Here is a 17,551-nt window from a genome sequence, read left to right on the forward strand (position 1 = left end):
TCTCATGGGAGCCCTGGACGACCCGGGGCCAGAGGCCCACAGGCAATCAGCCAGTGAACGCAGGCCGAGCCGCCGTCGCCTGCGCCACGGGCGCAACCGGCGCGGTGGGCGTGGTGGACACAGCGGCGTCGCAGCCCGGATCGACGGTGTAGGAGATCTCGACCATGCCGTCGCCGGAGCTCACACCGGTCTCGAACACGACACCGGGGGGACCGAAGCCAGACCCTCCACCACCTCCACCACCACCGTCGGTGGGCGGGTCGGCGTTGTCGTCCTCGCCGGCACCGCCGCCGCCGCCGTAGTAGCCACCGCCGCCACCACCGCCGGCGTCGTCAGGGCTGACCTCGACGGAGGGGTTGCCCTCCCCGCCTTGACCGCCCTGGCCGAACGTGCCCGGAGTGGCCGTCGGGTCGGTCAGTGTGGGTGCAGTGCCACCTGCGGTCTGGGTGCCGCCGCCTCCGGGAAGACTCGGATCCTCGGAGTCGCTGGGTGCTCCATCTCCGCCGACGCTGCCACCGCCTGCGCCACCACCGCCGAAGCCTGTTGCGCTGTCGCCACCGCCACCACCACCGCCGCCCGCAACCACGAGGCGCTCGGACAGCCCGTGTGGCGCTCGGCGCACGTCGGAGGCACCGCCACCGCCACCGCCGTCCTCCTCGTCGGCCACGCCGCCGGACCCCCCACCGTTGAAGCCCCCGGTCGACCCGACGCCTCCACCGCCCACCACGACGTGGAGGACCTCACCAGGAGTGACGGAGATCGTTGCAGTTGCACGGCCACCGAGCCCACCAGGGGGTGGCGTGCCGTCCGGGTTCTCTCCGGCTGCGCCTTCGGCCCCAAGGGCATCGACCGTCACCGCACAGACGTCGGCCGGCACTGTGAACGGCGTCGCAGACCCCGTGTAGTCGAACTCCACGACCGTCTCGGCGCTCTGGGCGCCGGCTGCCGCCGAGAACCCGACACAAGCCAAGGCGAGACCGCCCACGGACAGCGCTGCTCGTCCTGCCGTTCGTGCACCATGCATCGTCGACCTCCACGCTCGAATCGCCAAACGATAGCCAACGAAGGTTGTTCGTTCACGGAGATCGACCCGGGGCCGTTTCGCGACCGACTGGCCTTCGCTACGGCCCCTCTGCCTGCGACGAGCCCACCGCCTCGGCGCCGCCCGCCAGCACCTCGACCTGCTCGGCTACTCCCTCGTCGTGAACGCCGTCGCCGTCCGCCGCCATACCCGGCGACGAGCCCCCGACACCCGAGCGGCCTGAACCGCTTTCTGTTCGGGGGAGCCGCTCAGACCGCGCTGGCGCAGTCGGATAGCGTCCGGCTCGTTCGACGTACCGAGAGGCCGGTGATGAGGCTTCGCCGTCGACCGAAAGGGACACAACGCCCATGAACCTGATCGGCAAGATCGCCCAGACCGCCGCCGCTCTTTGGATCTTGAACGTCTGGTTCAACCGGTTCAACAAGGACACCGGCTACCGGGGCGGCAACGCGACGAACATGAAGGAGGAGTTCGAGGAGTACGGGCTCTCCGAGCCAACGATGTATGCGGTGGGCGCGGCAAAGGTGAGCCTGGCGGGCCTGATGCTCGTGGGACACGGCGTCCCGCGAGTCACCCGACCGGCCTCGATCGGTCTTGCGATGTTCATGCTCGGCGCCATTGGGATGCACATCAAGGTCGGAGACCCGGTGAAGCGATACCTGCCCGCGCTCTCGGTCTTCTCGCTGGCCACGATCTCAGCGGTACTCAACGGCAACGACCGCCGCCCGGCGCATCACTGACACATCACTGGGGCCGGTCCCGCCGACCCACCGCCACTCCCCGGCTCGGCGGTGTTCCGGCCCCATCGGACCGAGTTGTCCTGCCTCCGCTCATTGCACGAGCCCGACACGGCGCTGGGCGTTGGTTTCTTCGGTAGGTTCCGACGATGACGCCGAGCGAACTGGTGGCTGCTGCCCGAGAGTGTCGATCCAACGCCCACGTGCCCTATTCCAAGTTCCGAGCCGGAGCGGCGGTGCACACCGACTCCGACAGTGTCGTCCCCGGCACGATCGTCGAGAACGTCTCACTCGGGTTGGCCATGTGCGCCGAGCGTGTCGCCCTCTTCTCCACGGTTGCGCTCGGTGCCCGACCGCTTGCGCTGGCCCTCGTCGCACCACGCACCGGCGAGGACCTCACCTGGCCGTGCGGAGCCTGCCTCCAAGTGGCGCTCGAGCTCGGGGGTTCGACGATGCCGATCTACGTCAGTTCGGTTGCCAACGACGCCCCGATCAGCGAATCGACCGTCGGCGAGCTCCTCCCGAACGGGCCATTCGTCCGTCGCTGAATCGACGTGGGGGGACTCGACGAGGCCAGCGCAAGACGAAGAGCGTTGTTCTCCGGGGGTGCGCGACCGCTGTCCAGGCGCTGCGAGGGCGAGTGTTCGGTCCGAGCATCTCCGTGGGCGACCGCGGCGCGGTCCGACTCCTCATCGGGTCTCGAAGCGCTTCTGGAAGGCCTGTTCGACGTTGTGGATGTCGACGGGGAGGCTGTCCGCGGCGGCGCATCCTGCGACGACGAGCTCGGCTTGGTGGCGAAGCGACTCGGCCCGGTCCGTCTTGCTGTCGTCGATGGCCTCGGTGAGCAGCTCGAGGGCCTCGAGAAGGTAGATGCACACTTCGGGCATGCTTGCGGCGGTCTGGCGGACCTCGTCGAAGGCGAGGCGGATCAGGTCGTCGTGGGTTGGCTGATGGACCAACACCACTCGAGTGCCGTCGCCGTTCGACCTGACGGACGATGGTGGTTCTCGCCGGAGCAGCTCGGCGAGTACTGCGGCGGAGTGGAAGATCGCGTCCTGGGCAGTGGTGGGGTCGTTGATGCTGGGCGAAAGGGCCTTGAGTGCGATATCGGCGAGTTGGCGCAACCCGAACGAGACGTCCTGTTGCATGGTGCGCGTGTCGCCAATCCTGATCGCAGCAAGGACCTCGCGCTCGAAGGCATCGGCATCGTCGGGCACGCTCGAGAGGTCACCGATGGGTGTTCCCTCGATGGCGTAGCGGCCCGGGTACGTCTCGACCCACATCGTCTGTCCGGTCGGGATGGAACCGATGGCCTTGTCGAGATCGATCTGTTGCACCCAGCCGCTGCGGTCGAAGCGAACGACGTGGACGGGGTCGGACGGGCGCGGCGGCGGGGGCGTCGGGGTGGTTGCGGTGTCGGGCGTCTGCCACTCGCGGCGGATCTGCGTGATGGCTTGGTCCTCGACGTCCTCGAGGATCGTGCTGATGTCCATCGAGTGGGCGCTGTGGTCGATGAAGGCGACGATCGCCAGAATCGTGATGATGCCGAACGTGACCCCGATGGCGACCGAGAGGTTGGGGATGACCGGATCGCCCCCTTGTTCGAGCGAGGACCGGACCGAGCGCAGAATGAGGAGACAGTAGGTGAAGGTGCCCACCACGAGACCCATGACCCGCTTGTTGAACGGGTCACGGAACAGGGTGCGCACGACCCGGGGCGAGTACTGGCTCGACGCCTGTTGGATGATCAGCAACGAGACCGAGAAAGCAATGGCGGCGAAGGTGATGGTGGCGCCGGCCACGGTCCCGAGCAGGGCCCGGGCACTGTCCACCGTCGAGGTGAACCCGAGGGGGAGATCTGAGCCGTCCTGGTCGATCCGGCTGTCGAACGCGATCGCCATCGACGCGACGATCACCGCCACGACCACACCGAGCATGGGGATGAAGAAGAGGCTGGCCCTGATTCGCTCGACAAAGGCGCTCGTCCGCAACGTCACGGACCGACCCTCCCATGGACCGACTGGTACGAAACTGCAACCGCTCCGAGCGAGGGCCCGGTGCGCACTGTTGTCGCGCCGTCGGAGGTGATCTCGGCCTCGACCACCAACTTCGACGGATCCTGGCCGAGCAGCTTGAGCCAGCGGCCGTGCGACCGCAACGCGGCCCAAACGGACCGATGGACGTGATACGGAAGGGCCTGTTCGGCACAAGTGGCTCGGAGCCGGGTCGCCATGGCCGGATACAGGGTGTGCGGCAGCCGGGGGGAGAGGTGGTGCTCGATCTGGTGGTCGAGGCCACCCATGATCCAGCGGACGAACCCGCCGAGCAGCGGCGCCCGACACTCGATGTTGGCGGTCGTGCGCAGTTGACGCATCTCGAACGACTCGTGTCGCTCGGCGTCAGCCCCATCGAGGAACTCGACGGTGTCGGTGCAGTGGGCCAACTGGAACACCATGGCGAGGGAGAAGCCCACCAGCCACGATCCGACCAGGTAGAAGAGCGCGACCCCCCACCACGGGTGGAACAAGAGGGGGATGAAGACCGCCCACCCGAGGTGCACCAGCTTGCCGCCGGCGACGACCGCAACCTCGCGGCGTCGGGGCGGGCGAGGGAACCGGTCGGTGCCGAACCCGCCCTTCAGGAGGGCGGCGACGTCGGACGCGAAGAACCACTTCACGGTGAGGAAGCCGTACAGGACCCACATGTACACATGCTGGTAGCGGTGCCACGAGCGCCACGCCTGTTGGGGGGCCAGACGAGCGAACGGCGACTGCTCGATGTCGCTGTCGCGACCGACGACGTTGGTGTGGGCATGGTGCAACGTGTTGTGCTTGAAGCGCCACACCCACGAGCTCGCGCCGAGCACGTCGGCGCTGTACGCGACCAGGCGGTTCGTGCGCCGCGACGCGCTGAACGCCCCGTGGTTGGCGTCGTGCAGTATGCCGGTGCCGACCGCCACGACACAGACAACGAGCAACCCGGTGAACCCGATCCGACCCAACCAACCGGTCGAGGAGAACACGAGACCCCAGTAGGCGACGATGACGAGCGCAGCGATGCCGACGGCCTTGGCGTGCAGGCGCCGACGTCCGCGCCGGATATCGGCGTCGCCCGGGCGGACGGCGCTAACCAGGGACAACCGGGGCCGACCGAGCGCAGTTGGGTTCTCGGCCGTTGGGTTCTCGGCCGTTGGGTTCTCGGCCGTTGGGTTCTCGGCCGTTGGGTTCTCGGCCGTTGGGTTCTCGACGGTTGGGTTCTCGGTCGCTGAAGACATAGTGATCTCGGTTCTCGCCCGTATCGCTTCGACGCACTGCCAGGGACCAGAGCAGGGAATCATGGGCAGCCAACTCGATGATGGTGAAGAGCAGCTGTACCCCGGTCCTACCCCGCCGCCGCCGACCGCGGAACTGTCGCCGGCGGCGAAGCGATCGAGAGAGGCGGAGCGCGGGGCCGCCGACTTGAATGACCTGGGCGGGACCGCGAGCGGGGTATGTCGCGTTGTGCTCCGGCGCCAGCCTCGGCCACCTTCGCGCCGATCGGGGGTGGGGCCAACCGCGAGGTCAGGCCCGTCTCTGCTGCCGCTGGGAGCGCCAATCTGGCTGGTAGGCGGGGCCAGGCGAGCGACGGAGCCTCACGGGGGTACACCATCCTCGACTGGCCGGAAGGATGCAGGCCGCTCGGGTGTCGGGGGCTCGTCGGCGCTTGTAGCGGTGGGCGGCGACCGCGTTCACGACGAGGGCGTACCCGAGCGGGTTGAGGTGCTGGCGGGCCACACCGAGGCTGTGGGCTCGTCGCAGGTACAGGGTGTCGTCGAGGTCGCGGTTGATGCTCTCGGCGTCGTTGCGACGCGGGTAGGGCCGAACAAAGTCTGGAAGCGAGCCTCCTGCGTAGTATCTCGCCCACGGGGGCGCGACGAGGGGTCGAACAATGACGATTTCGCTGGACGAGGTCAGGTCCTTCGGTGAGCGCTTCCATCACGTCGTCGGCACGGAGAAGGGCGATGGCGAAGCGCAGGGGGCGTTCTTCCTGCACCCCGAGCCGCGCCTGATCGTCGCCCACGGCGAGGACATCTCGATGGACGGCAACTGGCGGATCCATCAGCGCATCGTCGAGGAGCGGATCACCTGGCTCGAACCGTGGGACCTGACCCAGCTCTGTGACGAACCCGAACGGGCCCGCGCCACCGGCGCCGTGCTGTGGGAGGGTCGTTCGCTCGACGACGAGGCCGGTCTGGTGCGTGTGGTGGTCGGCGAGGACTGGATCGTGCAACGCCACGCCGACGGTGGTCTGCGCTTCGCGCTCTACATCAACACCTACCACCGGGCGCTGCCGGGCTCCTCGGCGATGGATATCCGCCCCGGATCCTGACCTCGCTTCTTCGTCGCGCTGACCTGGTCGGGACCGTGGGGCGGGCGCGACGGCCACGTCACTACCCGCCGTTCATGGCCCTCGCGTTCGACGCGTTGTTGTCGGTGTTCGGCTCCGCCCGCCAGGTCGAGGCCGAACTGGCCCACCCCCTGGTGTGGGGCCTGATCCGCGACACCGCCGCCCGACACCGCCCCGAAGTGACGCTGCCGGCGCGGCCGATGCGCAAGCACCACCACCGGTACCTGCGCGACCGCTACCTCACCGACCCCGCCATCTTCGCCTCGACTCCCGAGCGGCCTGAACCGCTCCGGTCATCGAGCGCATCGCTCCGAGGGGAGTGAATCGGCGCGCCTCGATCCGCACCACGGGCCCGATTCGCGCTCCGCGCCGACGACCGAGACCGGCCGGACCTCCCGGTTGGCCCCACTACGCTGACCCCCGATCGGCGAGCAGTGGGTTTCGCGCCACCTTTTCGCCATCCCCCGCCCTCGTAGGGGGTGCGCAAAACCCTGGAAGGCCAGGTCCGCGCAGAGCCCTACCACGAGTGCGTAACGGATCGAGCCGAACCGGGAACGTTCGGTGTCCTCAGTTGTCCAGTTTGTCCACCCAGGACTGGCCGACGATCCGATTGCCGGCCTCGATGACGTGGATCGAAAGGTCGATGGGGATGTCTCCTACATCCAGGACCGACGAGAACGCTCGCACCCGAGCCGCCCTACCGGTGGGCAGTTGGGTTAGCCCGACGGGCAGGAGCGCAGAACTCGGTCGCAGCACGATCGCGTCGAGATCGGAGCGCAGGCCTCTTCCCAGGTCCGCCCCGAGCATGTCCACAACGAGGCGCCATCGCATCCACGTCGCCGTCAAGATTCGTGGCATCGAAGAGTCCTCAAAGATGGCGCTGGAGGTCAACTTCATGCGGTACCCGTACCGCCCGAGTGCACGGACAAAAGCCGAGGGGACCGGTTCGTGCGCTGGAACTGCGAGGACCCGAGCAGCCATCGCGAACGGGAGCACGTCGGGGGGCATCTGCTCTTCGGTCAAGTGGCTGTTGCGCAGCAAGAAGGCGGTGGCCCACAGGCTGGCCAGGGCGTGGTCGGCGACCACTGACTTGACCCATGCCAGGTGCCCTTCGTCGACTCGACCCATCTCGATCGCCTTGAGCACGTCGTTGTCGGAACGGATCAACTGCGGGACGGTGCCCTCGAGGTGTCGAAGGCGGGACTCCAGGGTCATCGGTGATCCTCCTCGTCTGGCATGGCGGCGATGAGTTCCTGGTATTCGGCCATCTGGTCGGCCACGGCCTCGGCCTGCCGGTGGATGCTCTCGAGCTCTCGCAGCCGGCCCCCCACCTCGTGGTCAACCGAAAGACGGGTGTGAGCCCGAAGCGCCAAGGCAATGGCCTGGACAGCTGCCCGGTGCTGGACGCCCTCGTCGTCTGATTGGAGGAGGCCCGCCAAGACGCTCGTGGCGCTGTCGGCCAGCGAGACCAGCCCGATGGTGAGCTCCTCCATCCGGTCGATGCGACGTTGGTGGACCTCTTGCTTCACTGCGGGACGGGCGAGCAGACGCTGAACGGTCTTGCGCGAGACACCGAGCGCCGCAGCGATCTGTAGATGGGTCGCTCCCGCCGCACGGGCCTCGACAACCGCTGCGATCTCATCGGTCGAGCGGCCAGCGGTCATCAACGGTTCGGCGGGATTCTCATGTGGCTTCTGAACCATCTGTGCTCCTCCTGAAGGTTGCTTGGGCACCTTCGGAGGAGAACCCGCCGCTTCGACAGCATCGGTTCGACAGGTTTGTTCGCGCTGCCGGGGCCGGACCCGTCGCCCATGGGCGGCGCGCCGCAGCGTGAATGCGGCATTCATGGCCTTGTCTCGCCGGGCCGGCACAGCGTCGAGACCCCAGACGCTCTGACTCAGCTTCCCGGTCGAGCTTGCAAGCCGAGCCGTGGCCGGGTCACCTCCCTGGACAGCCGCTCGCTGCCAGGACGAGTTGAGCAGTGAACCGGCACGCGGCCCCGGGATCAGCGCACGCAGCCGGCCACCAGGGAGACCGTGGCCTGAGCGGCGGTGGGGAACGACCCGGGTGGGGCATGCACCAGGGTGGCGGCGCCGCCGAGCCGAAACGAGTGCATCTGTACCATCCTCCCTCCCCCACCGCTGAGCTCGCCCCCCGGGTCGGCCAGCGCAGCGAGGACCGCCACGCCCGCGGTGCGCGACAGACGTCCGAGGGCAGCGACCACGTCGGAAGGCGGTCCGTAGCGCTCGGCGTCGACCACGACCACCAGATCGACATCGGCCGACGACACCACCCGGGCCAACGCCGTCAACGACCCGACGTCGCTCACCGACAACGCCGAGGCGCTCATCATGCCCACCGCGGCGGCGACGGTCTCCCACTCCGCCTCGCTCATGGCGCCGTCGGCTACGGCCACCGCCGCCACCTCGGCTTGTGAGGCCAGGAGCCGAGCGGTGAGCACCTCGATCGGCTCCGGGCTGGCCACCAGGCAGGGCGCTTCGGTCGACGTGGCCGCCGACAGCGCCAGCGCCCCCGCCTGGGCCACCAGGTCAGCCAGCACCACCGTCACCTCACCGCGCTGCACGCCCCCGTCCAGCACGGCGTCGAGCGGCACCACCCCGGTGGCCACCGGCTCGGGATCGATCACCCCGGCAAGCGGTGGGGGTGCTGACCAGCGCTGATCGAGTCGGTCCAACCACCGATCCAACGCCAGAGCGGCCGAGACCACTCGCTGCTCCATCGACCACATGCTTCCCACCCTCACTGCCGCTCGACAAACGTCTGTTCTACTCTTGAAGGCCAAGTGATGCGAGACCACCTCTTGGGCCGAGGGCCCGCGGCGTCGTGCGCCGTGGCGTTCGACCGCGGGTTGCGGACCCACACCACTGCCTGCGCGTCCAAAGCCTCCTACGATCTCGGCCATGCGGAGCTTGAAGGTCGTCGTGGTGGACGACGACTACTGGAAGCGCTCGTCGATGGCCCAGAAGCTCAACGAGCACCCGACGATCGCGGTGACCCACGCCCTCAGCCAAGACGAGACGGCCACTTGGCCGCTCGAGAACTGGAGCGGGATCGACCTCGCAGTCGTCGACATCTTCGACGAGCACGCCCCTGGAGAGGTCGGCACGGACGTGTTCTCGGGCATCAAGGCCATCGAGATCTTGAAGCCGCTGCCCGTGCGGACCTTCGCGATCACACCGCACTGCCAGCACCCGCTGGTTCGTCTGCGGCTCCACCACGCCGGCGCCGACTGGCTCTACCACCGCTGGGAGATCAACGACCTCGACCTGCTCGTCGAAGCGCTGCTCGAACCCGACGACGACCACCGTCCACTGACACCCTCGCCCTCCGAACTCGAGGACATCGGGTGCAAGGCATCTCGACCCAACGACGCCATCCGGCTCTATGAAGCCTCGCCGCTCTACGGCCGGTTGCGCACCGAGATCGGCCTGAAGGGTCTCGGCGTCCCCCGCCGGAAGGTCGACCAGCTCCGGGTCGCGGTCATGGAGACCGGCTTCGAGGGCACCGAGGAGCGCAGCGGGGCCGGCGAGCGAAGGATCCGAGCGCCTCGATGGCCGGACATCCGCGATCACCTCCTCGCAGCCCTCGGTCGAAGCGACGTGCCGGCCACCGAGGTCGACCGACTCGACTGGGGCGCCGGCCATCGTTGAGGCGCGGACCGGGCCGGCGGGCTGCAGCCCGCCGGCCCTCGGGTCCGCCGCCCGACCTGTCACGTCCTTCCCGCGGTGCCGGACCACCACACGGGCGTGGACCCTCGGTAGATGACGAGGTTCCCGTCGGACTGCACCGAGAAGCGGCCTGCTCCGCTGCCGCCCGTGTGGGTGTGCCAGATGGCGCGACCGCCGCCGTAGGTCACCAGGTTGCCGTCGCTTTGGAACACGACGTACTCCTGAGCTCGCCAGTTGCTCGTCTTCCACGACGTGGCCCACAGGGCACGGCCGCTGGGCCCGTAGAGCACCAGGTTCCCGTCACCCTGCATGACGAAGCGGTACCGACCGTCCGCCGAGCGAACCGACATGCCCCGACGGAGGGTGCGGTTGTGACCCCACTCCGAGCCGGAGGCGACCCAACGGCCTCGCATGTCGGGCAGCTGGTCGAGGGTCGTGGCGCCGAGGCTGTGGGGGCCGGAGGTGCCCCGTCGCTTGAGCTCGTTGTACGTGCCGCCGTCCGGGACCCAGAGACGGGTGCCGTCGGGCGCCACGTACCAGGTCGTGACGTTGTCGCCGCTCCAGCGGACCAACGAGTTGCGGTACTGGGACACCGATGTCGAGGGTGCTGGCGCAGGGGCGGGTGCGGGTGCCGTCGTCAGGTTCGGCACGTAGATGTAGGCATCAAAGCGGCCGGTGCGAGTACCGAAGCCTCCATCGCTGCGGTGGTTGTACTCCGACACGTTCACCGAGCCGTCGGCGTTGACGCTCTCGACGAAGGCCACGTGGCCGTAGCCGCCGTTGGTGACCGCGATCGAGCGAGCCCGTGGTGTCGCCGACACGGTCCAGCCGAGGGCTCGGGCGTTGTCGTCCCAGTTGGTGGCGTTGCCGAAGCGCTTGCCGCCCATGGTGTTGGCGAACGGCACACCGAGGCTGTTGATCTTCCACGCCACGTAGTCGGTGCAGTTGCGGTACGAGAAGCCCCACTGGGAGTACTGCTCAGCGGAGCTGAACCACCCACTGCGGTCTCGGTCGACGCACCACGAGTAGATGCCGAACTGACCGGCGCAGTTGGTCGCGCTGCTGTGGGGGTAGCCACCGGTCGCTGCGGCCTCTCGGGGCGTCGTCGCCAGCCCGGTGCCGGCCAGCAGCGCCGCCAGCGCAGCGGTCGAGGCCACCCGCTTCAGGGTGCGGTGCACAGGTCGGTCCTTGGTCGTCATGGTGAACCCCTTCTCCGCCTGCGATGAGGCGCTCGTGGTCGGCCACGACAGGAGACCGCGGGCCGGCGCGCACTCATACGGGCCCGTGTGCGCGTCCTCGGTCCTCGTTCGTGGCAGAGGGGAGCCACCTCACTGGGGGGCGTTGCGACCTCGAGGCGACCTCGACGGCGGCGCTGTGCAATCGAGCCCCTCCCACTGCTCGCGGGTCGGTGGTCCTGTGCTGGTGGCACCGATCAGTGCGCCGTCGACGAAAGGTCCACCACGATGCGCTACTCCCCGTCTCACCGGCTTCGCCTGAGCGTCGCTGTCCTGACGGTTCTCGCTGTCGTCGGCATCCTGGCCTCGCCGGCCTCGGCCTCGACCGGGTCATACATGTCGACCCAGGGCGCTCACTACGGCTGCACCAATCGGAGCCTCCCCGGGTGCAATGCCCAGGGCTCCATCGGCGCTGGCACGCGGGTCAAGATGCACTGCTGGATCGACGACTCCTGGGCCGATGGTGCCTACCGGTCCAACCGATGGTTCTTCGTGACCACCTCGAGCGGCATCCGCAACTTCGTCCACTCCAGCCGGGTGAGCAACCAGACCTCGGTGCCGCACTGCGGTAGCCACCGCGGCATCGCCGCCTCGCGGTGGGCCGCCATGCAGATCGGTGAGACACGTCCCTCCAACATCGCCGAGAAGGCCAACAACCCGACCATGGACCGCTGGAGCGGGTGGTGCTACGTGCTGGCCTGGGACTCCCACGCCCTCTCCCACGGAGCCCGACCTCTCAGCGGCTTCGGCAGCGCCAAGTCGACCTTCTACGCCTACCAGTCCCGGGGCAAGGTGAGCGGCAATCTCAACCACTCCGCCATCAGCATCGGCTCGATCGTGTTCTGGACGAACGGCACGTACGGTCACGCCGCCATCTACGCCGGTCAGGGCATGGTCGTCTCCACCCAGGGCAACGGCTCGAGCCTCCCCCCGAACGCCCGCCTGCCGATGAGCCACTTCGGCACCCCCGCCGGCTGGGTGAGCCCTGGCAACATCTGATGCCACCAGCAGCCGCTTGCCCTCTGGGGCCGCTGATCAGGCCGGTGGCGCGCCCGCTACGTTGCTCCCGGAGCAGAACAACCAGCTGGAGCCCGCTCAGTGCCGGGAGGAGCAACGGACACCGTGTACTCGGAAATCTGGTAGACGTGCACCGGCGACGGCCGGGATGGGGAGCGGTGGCGTGAGTGGCGGAGGTATCGAGACGAGCCAGATGCACCCGAGAGCGCGCACCCGTTGGGCCGTCGGCGTAGCACTCGGCGTCGCCGTGGTGGCTGCGGGGGTCGTCGCCGTGGTCGCCTTGGCCGGCGACGCAGGGCACGACGATTCAGCTGCCGGGCAGCCCTCCGCCGCCCCCAGCGATATCGATCCCGCTGTGGCTCGGGCCACGCTCGAGTACCTCGAGGAGCCAGGGCGGACGGTTCTGGTGTTCGACGAGGTGGCGGCGGAGGGCATCGTCGAGATGGGCCCGACCGCCGAGCCGGACGTCTGCGATCGGATCGCCGGCGAGCTGTCGGCCCAGGTCGGCAGCAGTGCCCAGCTCCGAGACCTGACCCTCGCCGTCCCCGACGTGGAGCTCACCAACATCGCCCTCGGAACCCAAGCGGCGGCGCTCGATGCGCTCCTGTTCTGCGACGACGCTGCGGCGTTCACCTCCGAGCACGCCGCGGTGACGTCCGGCCGCGAGGCCATGGACGCCCGCCTGGCCGACCTCGAGGTAGCAGCCCGATGAGTGGCAGCCGCGCCCAGCGCCTCGCGCTCGCGACGCTCACCGTGCTCGTCGTCGCCAGCACCATGTTCGGGGTCTCGCCATCTCCGGTGACAGCCGACGAGCATCCTCAGGACCTTCGATGGCTGGCCATGGGCGACTCCTACTCCTCGGGCGAAGGCACCGTGAACGTGGCCCCCGACGGACCGGACAAGTGCCAACGAGCCGACGGCGTCGGTGGCGAACAGCCCCCGTCGAGGGCGTGGCCGATCGTGGCAAGTGACTCCCTCACCGACGCATCGGTTACCGATCTGGTCCTCCGAGCCTGCACGGGGGCCACGACCGCCAACCTGTTCAACCCGGAGGTGCACTTCGGCCTCTTGAACCTCACGACCACCACTCGAGAGCCGCAGTGGACGCCGGCGGATGGCCGCTTCGACCTCGTGACCCTCACGGCGGGCGGCAACGACATCGGCTTCGCCGACACCCTCGCCAAGTGCCTCGCAGGCGGGTTCACGGTGATCGGCGCCACCAGCGTGCTGCGCCGGGTTGCGCCGGTCGCCGACTTCCTCGCGCCTGGCATCGACAGCTGCCTCCTCCAGCCCGAGGAGACCCAGGCCGAGATCGTGCAGCTGGGCGACGACCTGCGACGCTACTTCGAGCACCTCGCTGACCAGGTAGTGCACCCAGGCGGCCTAGTTGTTGTCGCCGGCTACCCCAACCTGGTGAGCGAACCCGACGCCTGGAACCCACAGAAGGTCTTCGCAGGGCGCTGCGAGACCATCAGCCCGGGCGACGCCCGAACGCTGCGGGGGCTGGCCGGCACACTGAACGCCACGATCGGCCAGGCCGCGGCCGACGTGGACGGACGCAACGGCGTCACGTTCACCTTCATCGACCAGCACGCTGAGCTCTACGAGCACGACGGGGAGCACCACAGCCTTTGCGGCCGCGACGACCCTTGGCTCAACGGGTTGACCGCCGGCATCACCAGCGGAGACCGACCACGCAAGGAACGCTCCTTCCACCCACACGACGTCGGCCACACCAGGCTCGGCGAGCTGGCCGCGACACACATCGACGACCACGACTGGAGCAGCCTCGATCGCCGGAGCCCTGCGGAGCGAGCCGCTGCCGGGCGACCGGAACGAACCCAGGTGCTGTTCAGCGACTACGACCGCGCCACAGGTGGGAGCACGGTGTACGAGTTAGACGGCACGACCGTGGCCCGCATCCCTGATGTGGGTGACGTCACGGCGGGCGCGTGGAGCGACGACCGGCGATGGCTGGCGATGATGGGCCACGACCAGATCACCTTCAGGGACGCTCGAACGACAGACCAGCAGGCGCAGCCATGCCCCGCCTGCGACGGTGTGGCCTTCGCCGCCGACGGAATCGCCTGGACGATCACCACCGACGGTGAGCTGCTCGGATTCGACCCGGCCCTACCGAACGACCCGCGTCGGGTGGCAACCGACCTGGCGACCCTTCGCCAACAGGACGTCTTCGACACGGTGGCGGTCCGCGGAGTTGCCGCCGACGGAGGCATCGTGGTGGTGGCGAACCTCGAGCCTCCGTCGGCCTACGGCGGCCCCCAGAGCATCTTGAAGTACCGCACCGACGGGTCGCTCGCGGCCCGGCACGACTCCCAGGCCAACATCGCCCTCCGACACCCCCGGATGAGCGCCGATCGAGGTCAGATGTTCTTCGCATCCGGTGGACGCTCCGGATGTGCGTACCACTTTGAGGAGATCTACCGGCTCGACCTGGCGACGTGGCAGGTCTCGACCATCGGCATCCCCGAGGAACCAGACAGCGTCCGTGTGGCCAACATCATCCCTGCAGGTTCGGAGCTCTGGGCCGTGGTGAGTCTCAACCGCAGCTCCGATGCGTGCGACGACTCCCTCGCCGACCACGAGCTCTGGCACCATGCGAACGGCACCTGGAGCCTGGTCGACCCTGGACCGATCGCCGACACTTGGCCCATGGCGGCCAACCAGAAGTGGGTGTCGATCCCCGAGGGCTACGAGCGCGCGACCTTCAGCGAGGTCGACGGACAGGGCACCCGGATCGCCGATGACGCTCGATTCATCGCCGCGACGCCGGTGGACGATCCAGCGCAGGTCGCAGAGGCCCTGGGACCATGACGTCTGCTGATCCTGCGGCGCCCGGGCCGCAGTTCGACATCCTCATCTCGGAGCTGGCCGAGGCCCGTGACGACGAGCGCTCGATGGTCACCCAGTACGTGGCTCTGGTGAGCATCGGGCTCGCGTTGGTCCTCGCCCTGGCCGTTCTCTTATTCCGAACCTGCCCGGCCGGGTACTGCGAGGATCCATTGGCCTCTGCGGTGCCGGGGAGTTCGTCGGTGGCGGTGGCCGGAGACGCAGCCGTACAGGCGAGCAACCCTTCCACGGGTTCGGTCACCGCGCGCGGCCTCACCATCGTGCCGTCGTGGGTCTACTTTGCGGCGCCACTTCTGCCTGTGGCCCTTCTGTCCTTCGGAGCGCTGCTGTCGGCGGAGCAGACGCTGCGCTCGTACTACGTCCGTCGACTCGAGACGCAGCTGCACGACCTCTCCGGCCAGGCCGAGGATGAACTGCCGCTTCCTTCGTGGGAGCACCTACAGCTCGAGGTGCACGGCCAACGCGACGGGTCCCGTCTTGCCCTGGCGAACTGGAGCCTGCTGTACGTGGTGTTGGTGGGGCTCTTGTTCGGCATCGTGCTCATGGCCACGATCAAGCTGCCGACATGGAGATTGCGGGGCGCCGGCCTGCTGGTCAACGTGGCGATCACGCTCGTTCCGGTGCTGCTCGCGAATCGAGCCCGCAACGGCTATCGGTTGTGGCACGACGCGGAGGCGAAGCTCGGCGAACGCCTGGAGCGGACCCGAGCCGATTTTCCGGACCCTCGGTCCGCGCCTCCCGCGCGTGCTGATTCGAGCTCGTCCATCACTGGGGTGCCAGCCGAACCCGGCGATCCTGCTCCCGCCGACAAGTCGATGGCCGCTGATCGACCCAAGGAAGTGAAGCAGCGCAGTTTCATCGGTTGGCTTCTCGTACCGAGAGCCGGCGAGGAACTGTTCGTGAAGCCGCTCATCGGTCCGATCCTCGCCGTTCTCACGACTCTGCTCGTCGCCGGGCAGTTCGACGATGAGTGGTTCTTGCGCCTCGCGACCGTGTTCCTCGTCTTCGAGTTCGGCGTGTACCAGGCGCGGTACCTGCTCAACGATGTCCGCGACCGCTACCAGGACCGGGCATTGGGAAAACGGCGGATGCCGCTCACTGGAGACGACCAGATCGACAGAGTGCGGGTCGAGCAGGCCTTCCTCGCCTTCGTGGCCCGGCTCACCGGCGCCCTGGCGCTCGCTGTCCTTCTTCCACCCTCGGGTGGCCTCGGACTGCCGTTTCTGGTCCTCATCTCCGTGGGCGTGTTTGCGATCGCCGCGCCGTACGAGCGCCTGCGGAGCGCGATCGACACACAGCAGCCATCACCGACCCTGGTGTGGCTCCTCACCGCCATGGTCGGCCTGGGCTACGGCCTTCGGACGCTGGCGGGACTCTGGGTCGTCGGCGGGCTCTCCCCTCTCAGCCTGGCGGTAGGGGCCATCACCGGCGCCGCGCTGGGAAGCCTCTTCGTCGCCCTGACCTGGGCCCTCGAGTCGACCGGTCGATCCAGTGCCGCGTGGCAAGAGTCCACCAACCACCGGCACTTCGCCATCTTCCGGACCTGGATCGAGACCCGTTGCACCACAGCGATCAACACCAAGACCGCAGTGCTCAAGTCCCGACAGGGGCTAATGGTGCCGTGGTCGATCTGGCTGCTCGTCGCCACGCCGTTCGCATCGGGATTCGTGCTGATCACCGCGGATGAGACGCCATCACCAGCGATCGTCGGAGCGGTGCTGCTCATCGCGTTCGGCGTCGGATGGGGCGGAGCCCTACCTCGAGTCGAGGTGTCTGGTCTCGTCGCGATCAGCGGATTGGCGCTCACGACCGCGTGCCTCTGGTCGCTCGGACCTCGGACTGCGGTCCTGTCCGGGTTGATCCTGATCGGACCACTTGTGGTCTCTGTTGCGTTCAGGAGTCAGTCGTTCGACCAACTGCGAACGCCGCCCATCAAGCTTTCGTGGTTCGTCGTCGGCTGGAAGGTGATGCAGGCATGGTTCGCAACGACCCGTGACGGAGGGCAGAAGAGCGGGGACGAGGAGCCGTCGAGATCCGAGGGTGAACCGGATGCGGGCGCTCCAGTACCACCACACCACTGATCTCGACACGGCGTTCCGCATGGCACGCGACCTGGGCGCGAGCGTCGTCGTCCTCGATGTCCACGGCACCGTGGCGTCCTTCGACGTCCAAGGGGTGTCTCTGCAGCACGCCGCCGCCGAAGCGATCGAGCTCGCTGGGACCTTGGGGCTCGCCGACATCGTCCTGCTCTCCAACGCTCGGCTCCCTTTCACCAGCCGAGACATCGGAGTGCCGGTCACTGAGCGGGCCAGGAAGCCCTGGAGGCGCCTACCGAGGCTCCGCCACCGTCGCGATGCCGTCGTCATCGGTGACCAGCTCATCACTGACGGGTTCCTCGCCTGGCGACTCGGCGCCCCGTTCGTCCATTGCACTCCGTATTCGAGGCAGGCTCCAGCGCTGCCCCGGGCTCAACACCTCATCGGAAGGTGCCTCAGGCGAACCCTGATGAGCGGCCACCAGAGTGACGGCGTCGAATGATCGGCGTGAACTCGTCTGGGATGGACCCACGGGACG

At 68.3% G+C, this 17,551-nt stretch carries 17 protein-coding genes; 10 read left to right on the top strand and 7 right to left on the bottom strand.

Features of this window, described 5'->3' with window-relative positions; genetic code table 11:
- Positions 1–46: 46 nt before the first annotated feature.
- Positions 47–985, bottom strand: a complete 939-nt coding sequence (locus LUW87_RS15390; RefSeq protein ID WP_232672092.1) for a glycine-rich protein — start codon at positions 983–985, stop codon at positions 47–49.
- Positions 986–1,389: 404 nt separating this feature from the next.
- Between LUW87_RS15390 and LUW87_RS15395 the strand changes: the two genes are divergently transcribed.
- Both LUW87_RS15395 and LUW87_RS15400 read left to right on the top strand, forming a co-directional pair.
- The gene (locus tag LUW87_RS15395) at positions 1,390–1,782 is read left to right on the top strand and encodes a DoxX family protein (RefSeq protein ID WP_232672093.1); all 393 of its coding nucleotides are present in this window, start codon (positions 1,390–1,392) and stop codon (positions 1,780–1,782) included.
- A 146-nt stretch (positions 1,783–1,928) separates the two neighbouring features.
- A complete protein-coding gene (locus LUW87_RS15400) occupies positions 1,929–2,327 on the top strand; it encodes a cytidine deaminase (RefSeq protein WP_232672087.1) in 399 nt (132 codons plus the stop codon).
- Between the two features lie 141 nt (positions 2,328–2,468).
- Here LUW87_RS15400 and LUW87_RS15405 read toward each other — a convergent pair whose 3' ends face one another.
- A complete protein-coding gene (locus LUW87_RS15405) occupies positions 2,469–3,776 on the bottom strand; it encodes a DUF2254 domain-containing protein (protein ID WP_232672094.1) in 1,308 nt (435 codons plus the stop codon).
- Complete coding sequence (locus LUW87_RS15410; RefSeq protein WP_232672095.1) at positions 3,773–5,053, bottom strand: fatty acid desaturase family protein; 1,281 nt, start codon at positions 5,051–5,053, stop codon at positions 3,773–3,775. The genes LUW87_RS15405 and LUW87_RS15410 overlap by 4 nt, the downstream gene beginning before the upstream one ends.
- Positions 5,054–5,706: 653 nt before the next feature.
- Here LUW87_RS15410 and LUW87_RS15415 point away from each other — a divergent pair.
- On the top strand, positions 5,707–6,147 hold the full coding sequence (locus tag LUW87_RS15415; RefSeq protein ID WP_232672096.1) for a hypothetical protein: 441 nt from the start codon (positions 5,707–5,709) through the stop codon (positions 6,145–6,147).
- Positions 6,148–6,221: 74 nt separating this feature from the next.
- Positions 6,222–6,488 carry a hypothetical protein gene (locus LUW87_RS15420; RefSeq protein ID WP_232672097.1) on the top strand — a complete coding sequence of 89 codons (267 nt, stop codon included), beginning with the start codon at positions 6,222–6,224 and terminating at the stop codon, positions 6,486–6,488.
- A gap of 244 nt (positions 6,489–6,732) precedes the next feature.
- On the opposite strand, the gene LUW87_RS15425 is transcribed toward LUW87_RS15420, so the two are convergent.
- The 3 genes from LUW87_RS15425 to LUW87_RS15435 form a co-directional block, all read right to left on the bottom strand.
- The gene (locus tag LUW87_RS15425) at positions 6,733–7,380 is read right to left on the bottom strand and encodes a hypothetical protein (protein ID WP_232672098.1); all 648 of its coding nucleotides are present in this window, start codon (positions 7,378–7,380) and stop codon (positions 6,733–6,735) included.
- Positions 7,377–7,868 carry a helix-turn-helix domain-containing protein gene (locus LUW87_RS15430; protein WP_232672099.1) on the bottom strand — a complete coding sequence of 164 codons (492 nt, stop codon included), beginning with the start codon at positions 7,866–7,868 and terminating at the stop codon, positions 7,377–7,379. Before LUW87_RS15430 ends, LUW87_RS15425 begins: the two co-directional genes overlap by 4 nt.
- Before the next feature lie 302 nt (positions 7,869–8,170).
- The gene (locus LUW87_RS15435) at positions 8,171–8,905 is read right to left on the bottom strand and encodes a DnaB-like helicase C-terminal domain-containing protein (RefSeq protein WP_232672100.1); all 735 of its coding nucleotides are present in this window, start codon (positions 8,903–8,905) and stop codon (positions 8,171–8,173) included.
- A gap of 181 nt (positions 8,906–9,086) precedes the next feature.
- Between LUW87_RS15435 and LUW87_RS15440 the strand changes: the two genes are divergently transcribed.
- The gene (locus tag LUW87_RS15440; protein ID WP_232672101.1) at positions 9,087–9,836 is read left to right on the top strand and encodes a hypothetical protein; all 750 of its coding nucleotides are present in this window, start codon (positions 9,087–9,089) and stop codon (positions 9,834–9,836) included.
- Between the two features lie 59 nt (positions 9,837–9,895).
- Here LUW87_RS15440 and LUW87_RS15445 read toward each other — a convergent pair whose 3' ends face one another.
- Positions 9,896–11,053, bottom strand: a complete 1,158-nt coding sequence (locus tag LUW87_RS15445) for a CHAP domain-containing protein (protein WP_232672102.1) — start codon at positions 11,051–11,053, stop codon at positions 9,896–9,898.
- A 372-nt stretch (positions 11,054–11,425) separates the two neighbouring features.
- Here LUW87_RS15445 and LUW87_RS15450 point away from each other — a divergent pair, with 372 nt between their 5' ends.
- From LUW87_RS15450 to LUW87_RS15470, 5 genes are all read left to right on the top strand, one after another.
- Positions 11,426–12,088, top strand: a complete 663-nt coding sequence (locus tag LUW87_RS15450) for a hypothetical protein (protein ID WP_232672103.1) — start codon at positions 11,426–11,428, stop codon at positions 12,086–12,088.
- Positions 12,089–12,269: 181 nt separating this feature from the next.
- On the top strand, positions 12,270–12,818 hold the full coding sequence (locus LUW87_RS15455; protein ID WP_232672104.1) for a hypothetical protein: 549 nt from the start codon (positions 12,270–12,272) through the stop codon (positions 12,816–12,818).
- Positions 12,815–14,941 carry an SGNH/GDSL hydrolase family protein gene (locus LUW87_RS15460; RefSeq protein ID WP_232672105.1) on the top strand — a complete coding sequence of 709 codons (2,127 nt, stop codon included), beginning with the start codon at positions 12,815–12,817 and terminating at the stop codon, positions 14,939–14,941. The genes LUW87_RS15455 and LUW87_RS15460 overlap by 4 nt, the downstream gene beginning before the upstream one ends.
- Positions 14,938–17,058, top strand: coding sequence for a hypothetical protein (locus LUW87_RS15465; RefSeq protein ID WP_232672106.1), 2,121 nt, complete (start codon positions 14,938–14,940; stop codon positions 17,056–17,058). The genes LUW87_RS15460 and LUW87_RS15465 overlap by 4 nt, the downstream gene beginning before the upstream one ends.
- Positions 17,027–17,515 carry a hypothetical protein gene (locus LUW87_RS15470; protein ID WP_232672107.1) on the top strand — a complete coding sequence of 163 codons (489 nt, stop codon included), beginning with the start codon at positions 17,027–17,029 and terminating at the stop codon, positions 17,513–17,515. Before LUW87_RS15465 ends, LUW87_RS15470 begins: the two co-directional genes overlap by 32 nt.
- Positions 17,516–17,551: the final 36 nt, after the last annotated feature.

Source organism: Rhabdothermincola salaria (assembly GCF_021246445.1).
GTDB classification, from domain to species: Bacteria; Actinomycetota; Acidimicrobiia; order Acidimicrobiales; family Acidimicrobilacustridaceae; genus Rhabdothermincola_A; species Rhabdothermincola_A salaria.

Bases quoted from the DNA above. Each gene is read 5' to 3' on its own strand.
- LUW87_RS15410 (WP_232672095.1), bottom strand. From the start codon at position 5,053: ATGTCTTCAGCGACCGAGAACCCAACCGTCGAGAACCCAACGGCCGAG.
- LUW87_RS15420 (WP_232672097.1), top strand. From the start codon at position 6,222: ATGGCCCTCGCGTTCGACGCGTTGTTGTCGGTGTTCGGCTCCGCCCGC.
- LUW87_RS15440 (WP_232672101.1), top strand. From the start codon at position 9,087: ATGCGGAGCTTGAAGGTCGTCGTGGTGGACGACGACTACTGGAAGCGC.
- LUW87_RS15465 (WP_232672106.1), top strand. From the start codon at position 14,938: ATGACGTCTGCTGATCCTGCGGCGCCCGGGCCGCAGTTCGACATCCTC.
- LUW87_RS15435 (WP_232672100.1), bottom strand. From the start codon at position 8,905: ATGGAGCAGCGAGTGGTCTCGGCCGCTCTGGCGTTGGATCGGTGGTTG.
- LUW87_RS15395 (WP_232672093.1), top strand. From the start codon at position 1,390: ATGAACCTGATCGGCAAGATCGCCCAGACCGCCGCCGCTCTTTGGATC.
- LUW87_RS15450 (WP_232672103.1), top strand. From the start codon at position 11,426: ATGTCGACCCAGGGCGCTCACTACGGCTGCACCAATCGGAGCCTCCCC.
- LUW87_RS15460 (WP_232672105.1), top strand. From the start codon at position 12,815: ATGAGTGGCAGCCGCGCCCAGCGCCTCGCGCTCGCGACGCTCACCGTG.
- LUW87_RS15445 (WP_232672102.1), bottom strand. From the start codon at position 11,053: ATGACGACCAAGGACCGACCTGTGCACCGCACCCTGAAGCGGGTGGCC.
- LUW87_RS15430 (WP_232672099.1), bottom strand. From the start codon at position 7,868: ATGGTTCAGAAGCCACATGAGAATCCCGCCGAACCGTTGATGACCGCT.
- LUW87_RS15415 (WP_232672096.1), top strand. From the start codon at position 5,707: ATGACGATTTCGCTGGACGAGGTCAGGTCCTTCGGTGAGCGCTTCCAT.
- LUW87_RS15400 (WP_232672087.1), top strand. From the start codon at position 1,929: ATGACGCCGAGCGAACTGGTGGCTGCTGCCCGAGAGTGTCGATCCAAC.
- LUW87_RS15470 (WP_232672107.1), top strand. From the start codon at position 17,027: ATGCGGGCGCTCCAGTACCACCACACCACTGATCTCGACACGGCGTTC.
- LUW87_RS15425 (WP_232672098.1), bottom strand. From the start codon at position 7,380: ATGACCCTGGAGTCCCGCCTTCGACACCTCGAGGGCACCGTCCCGCAG.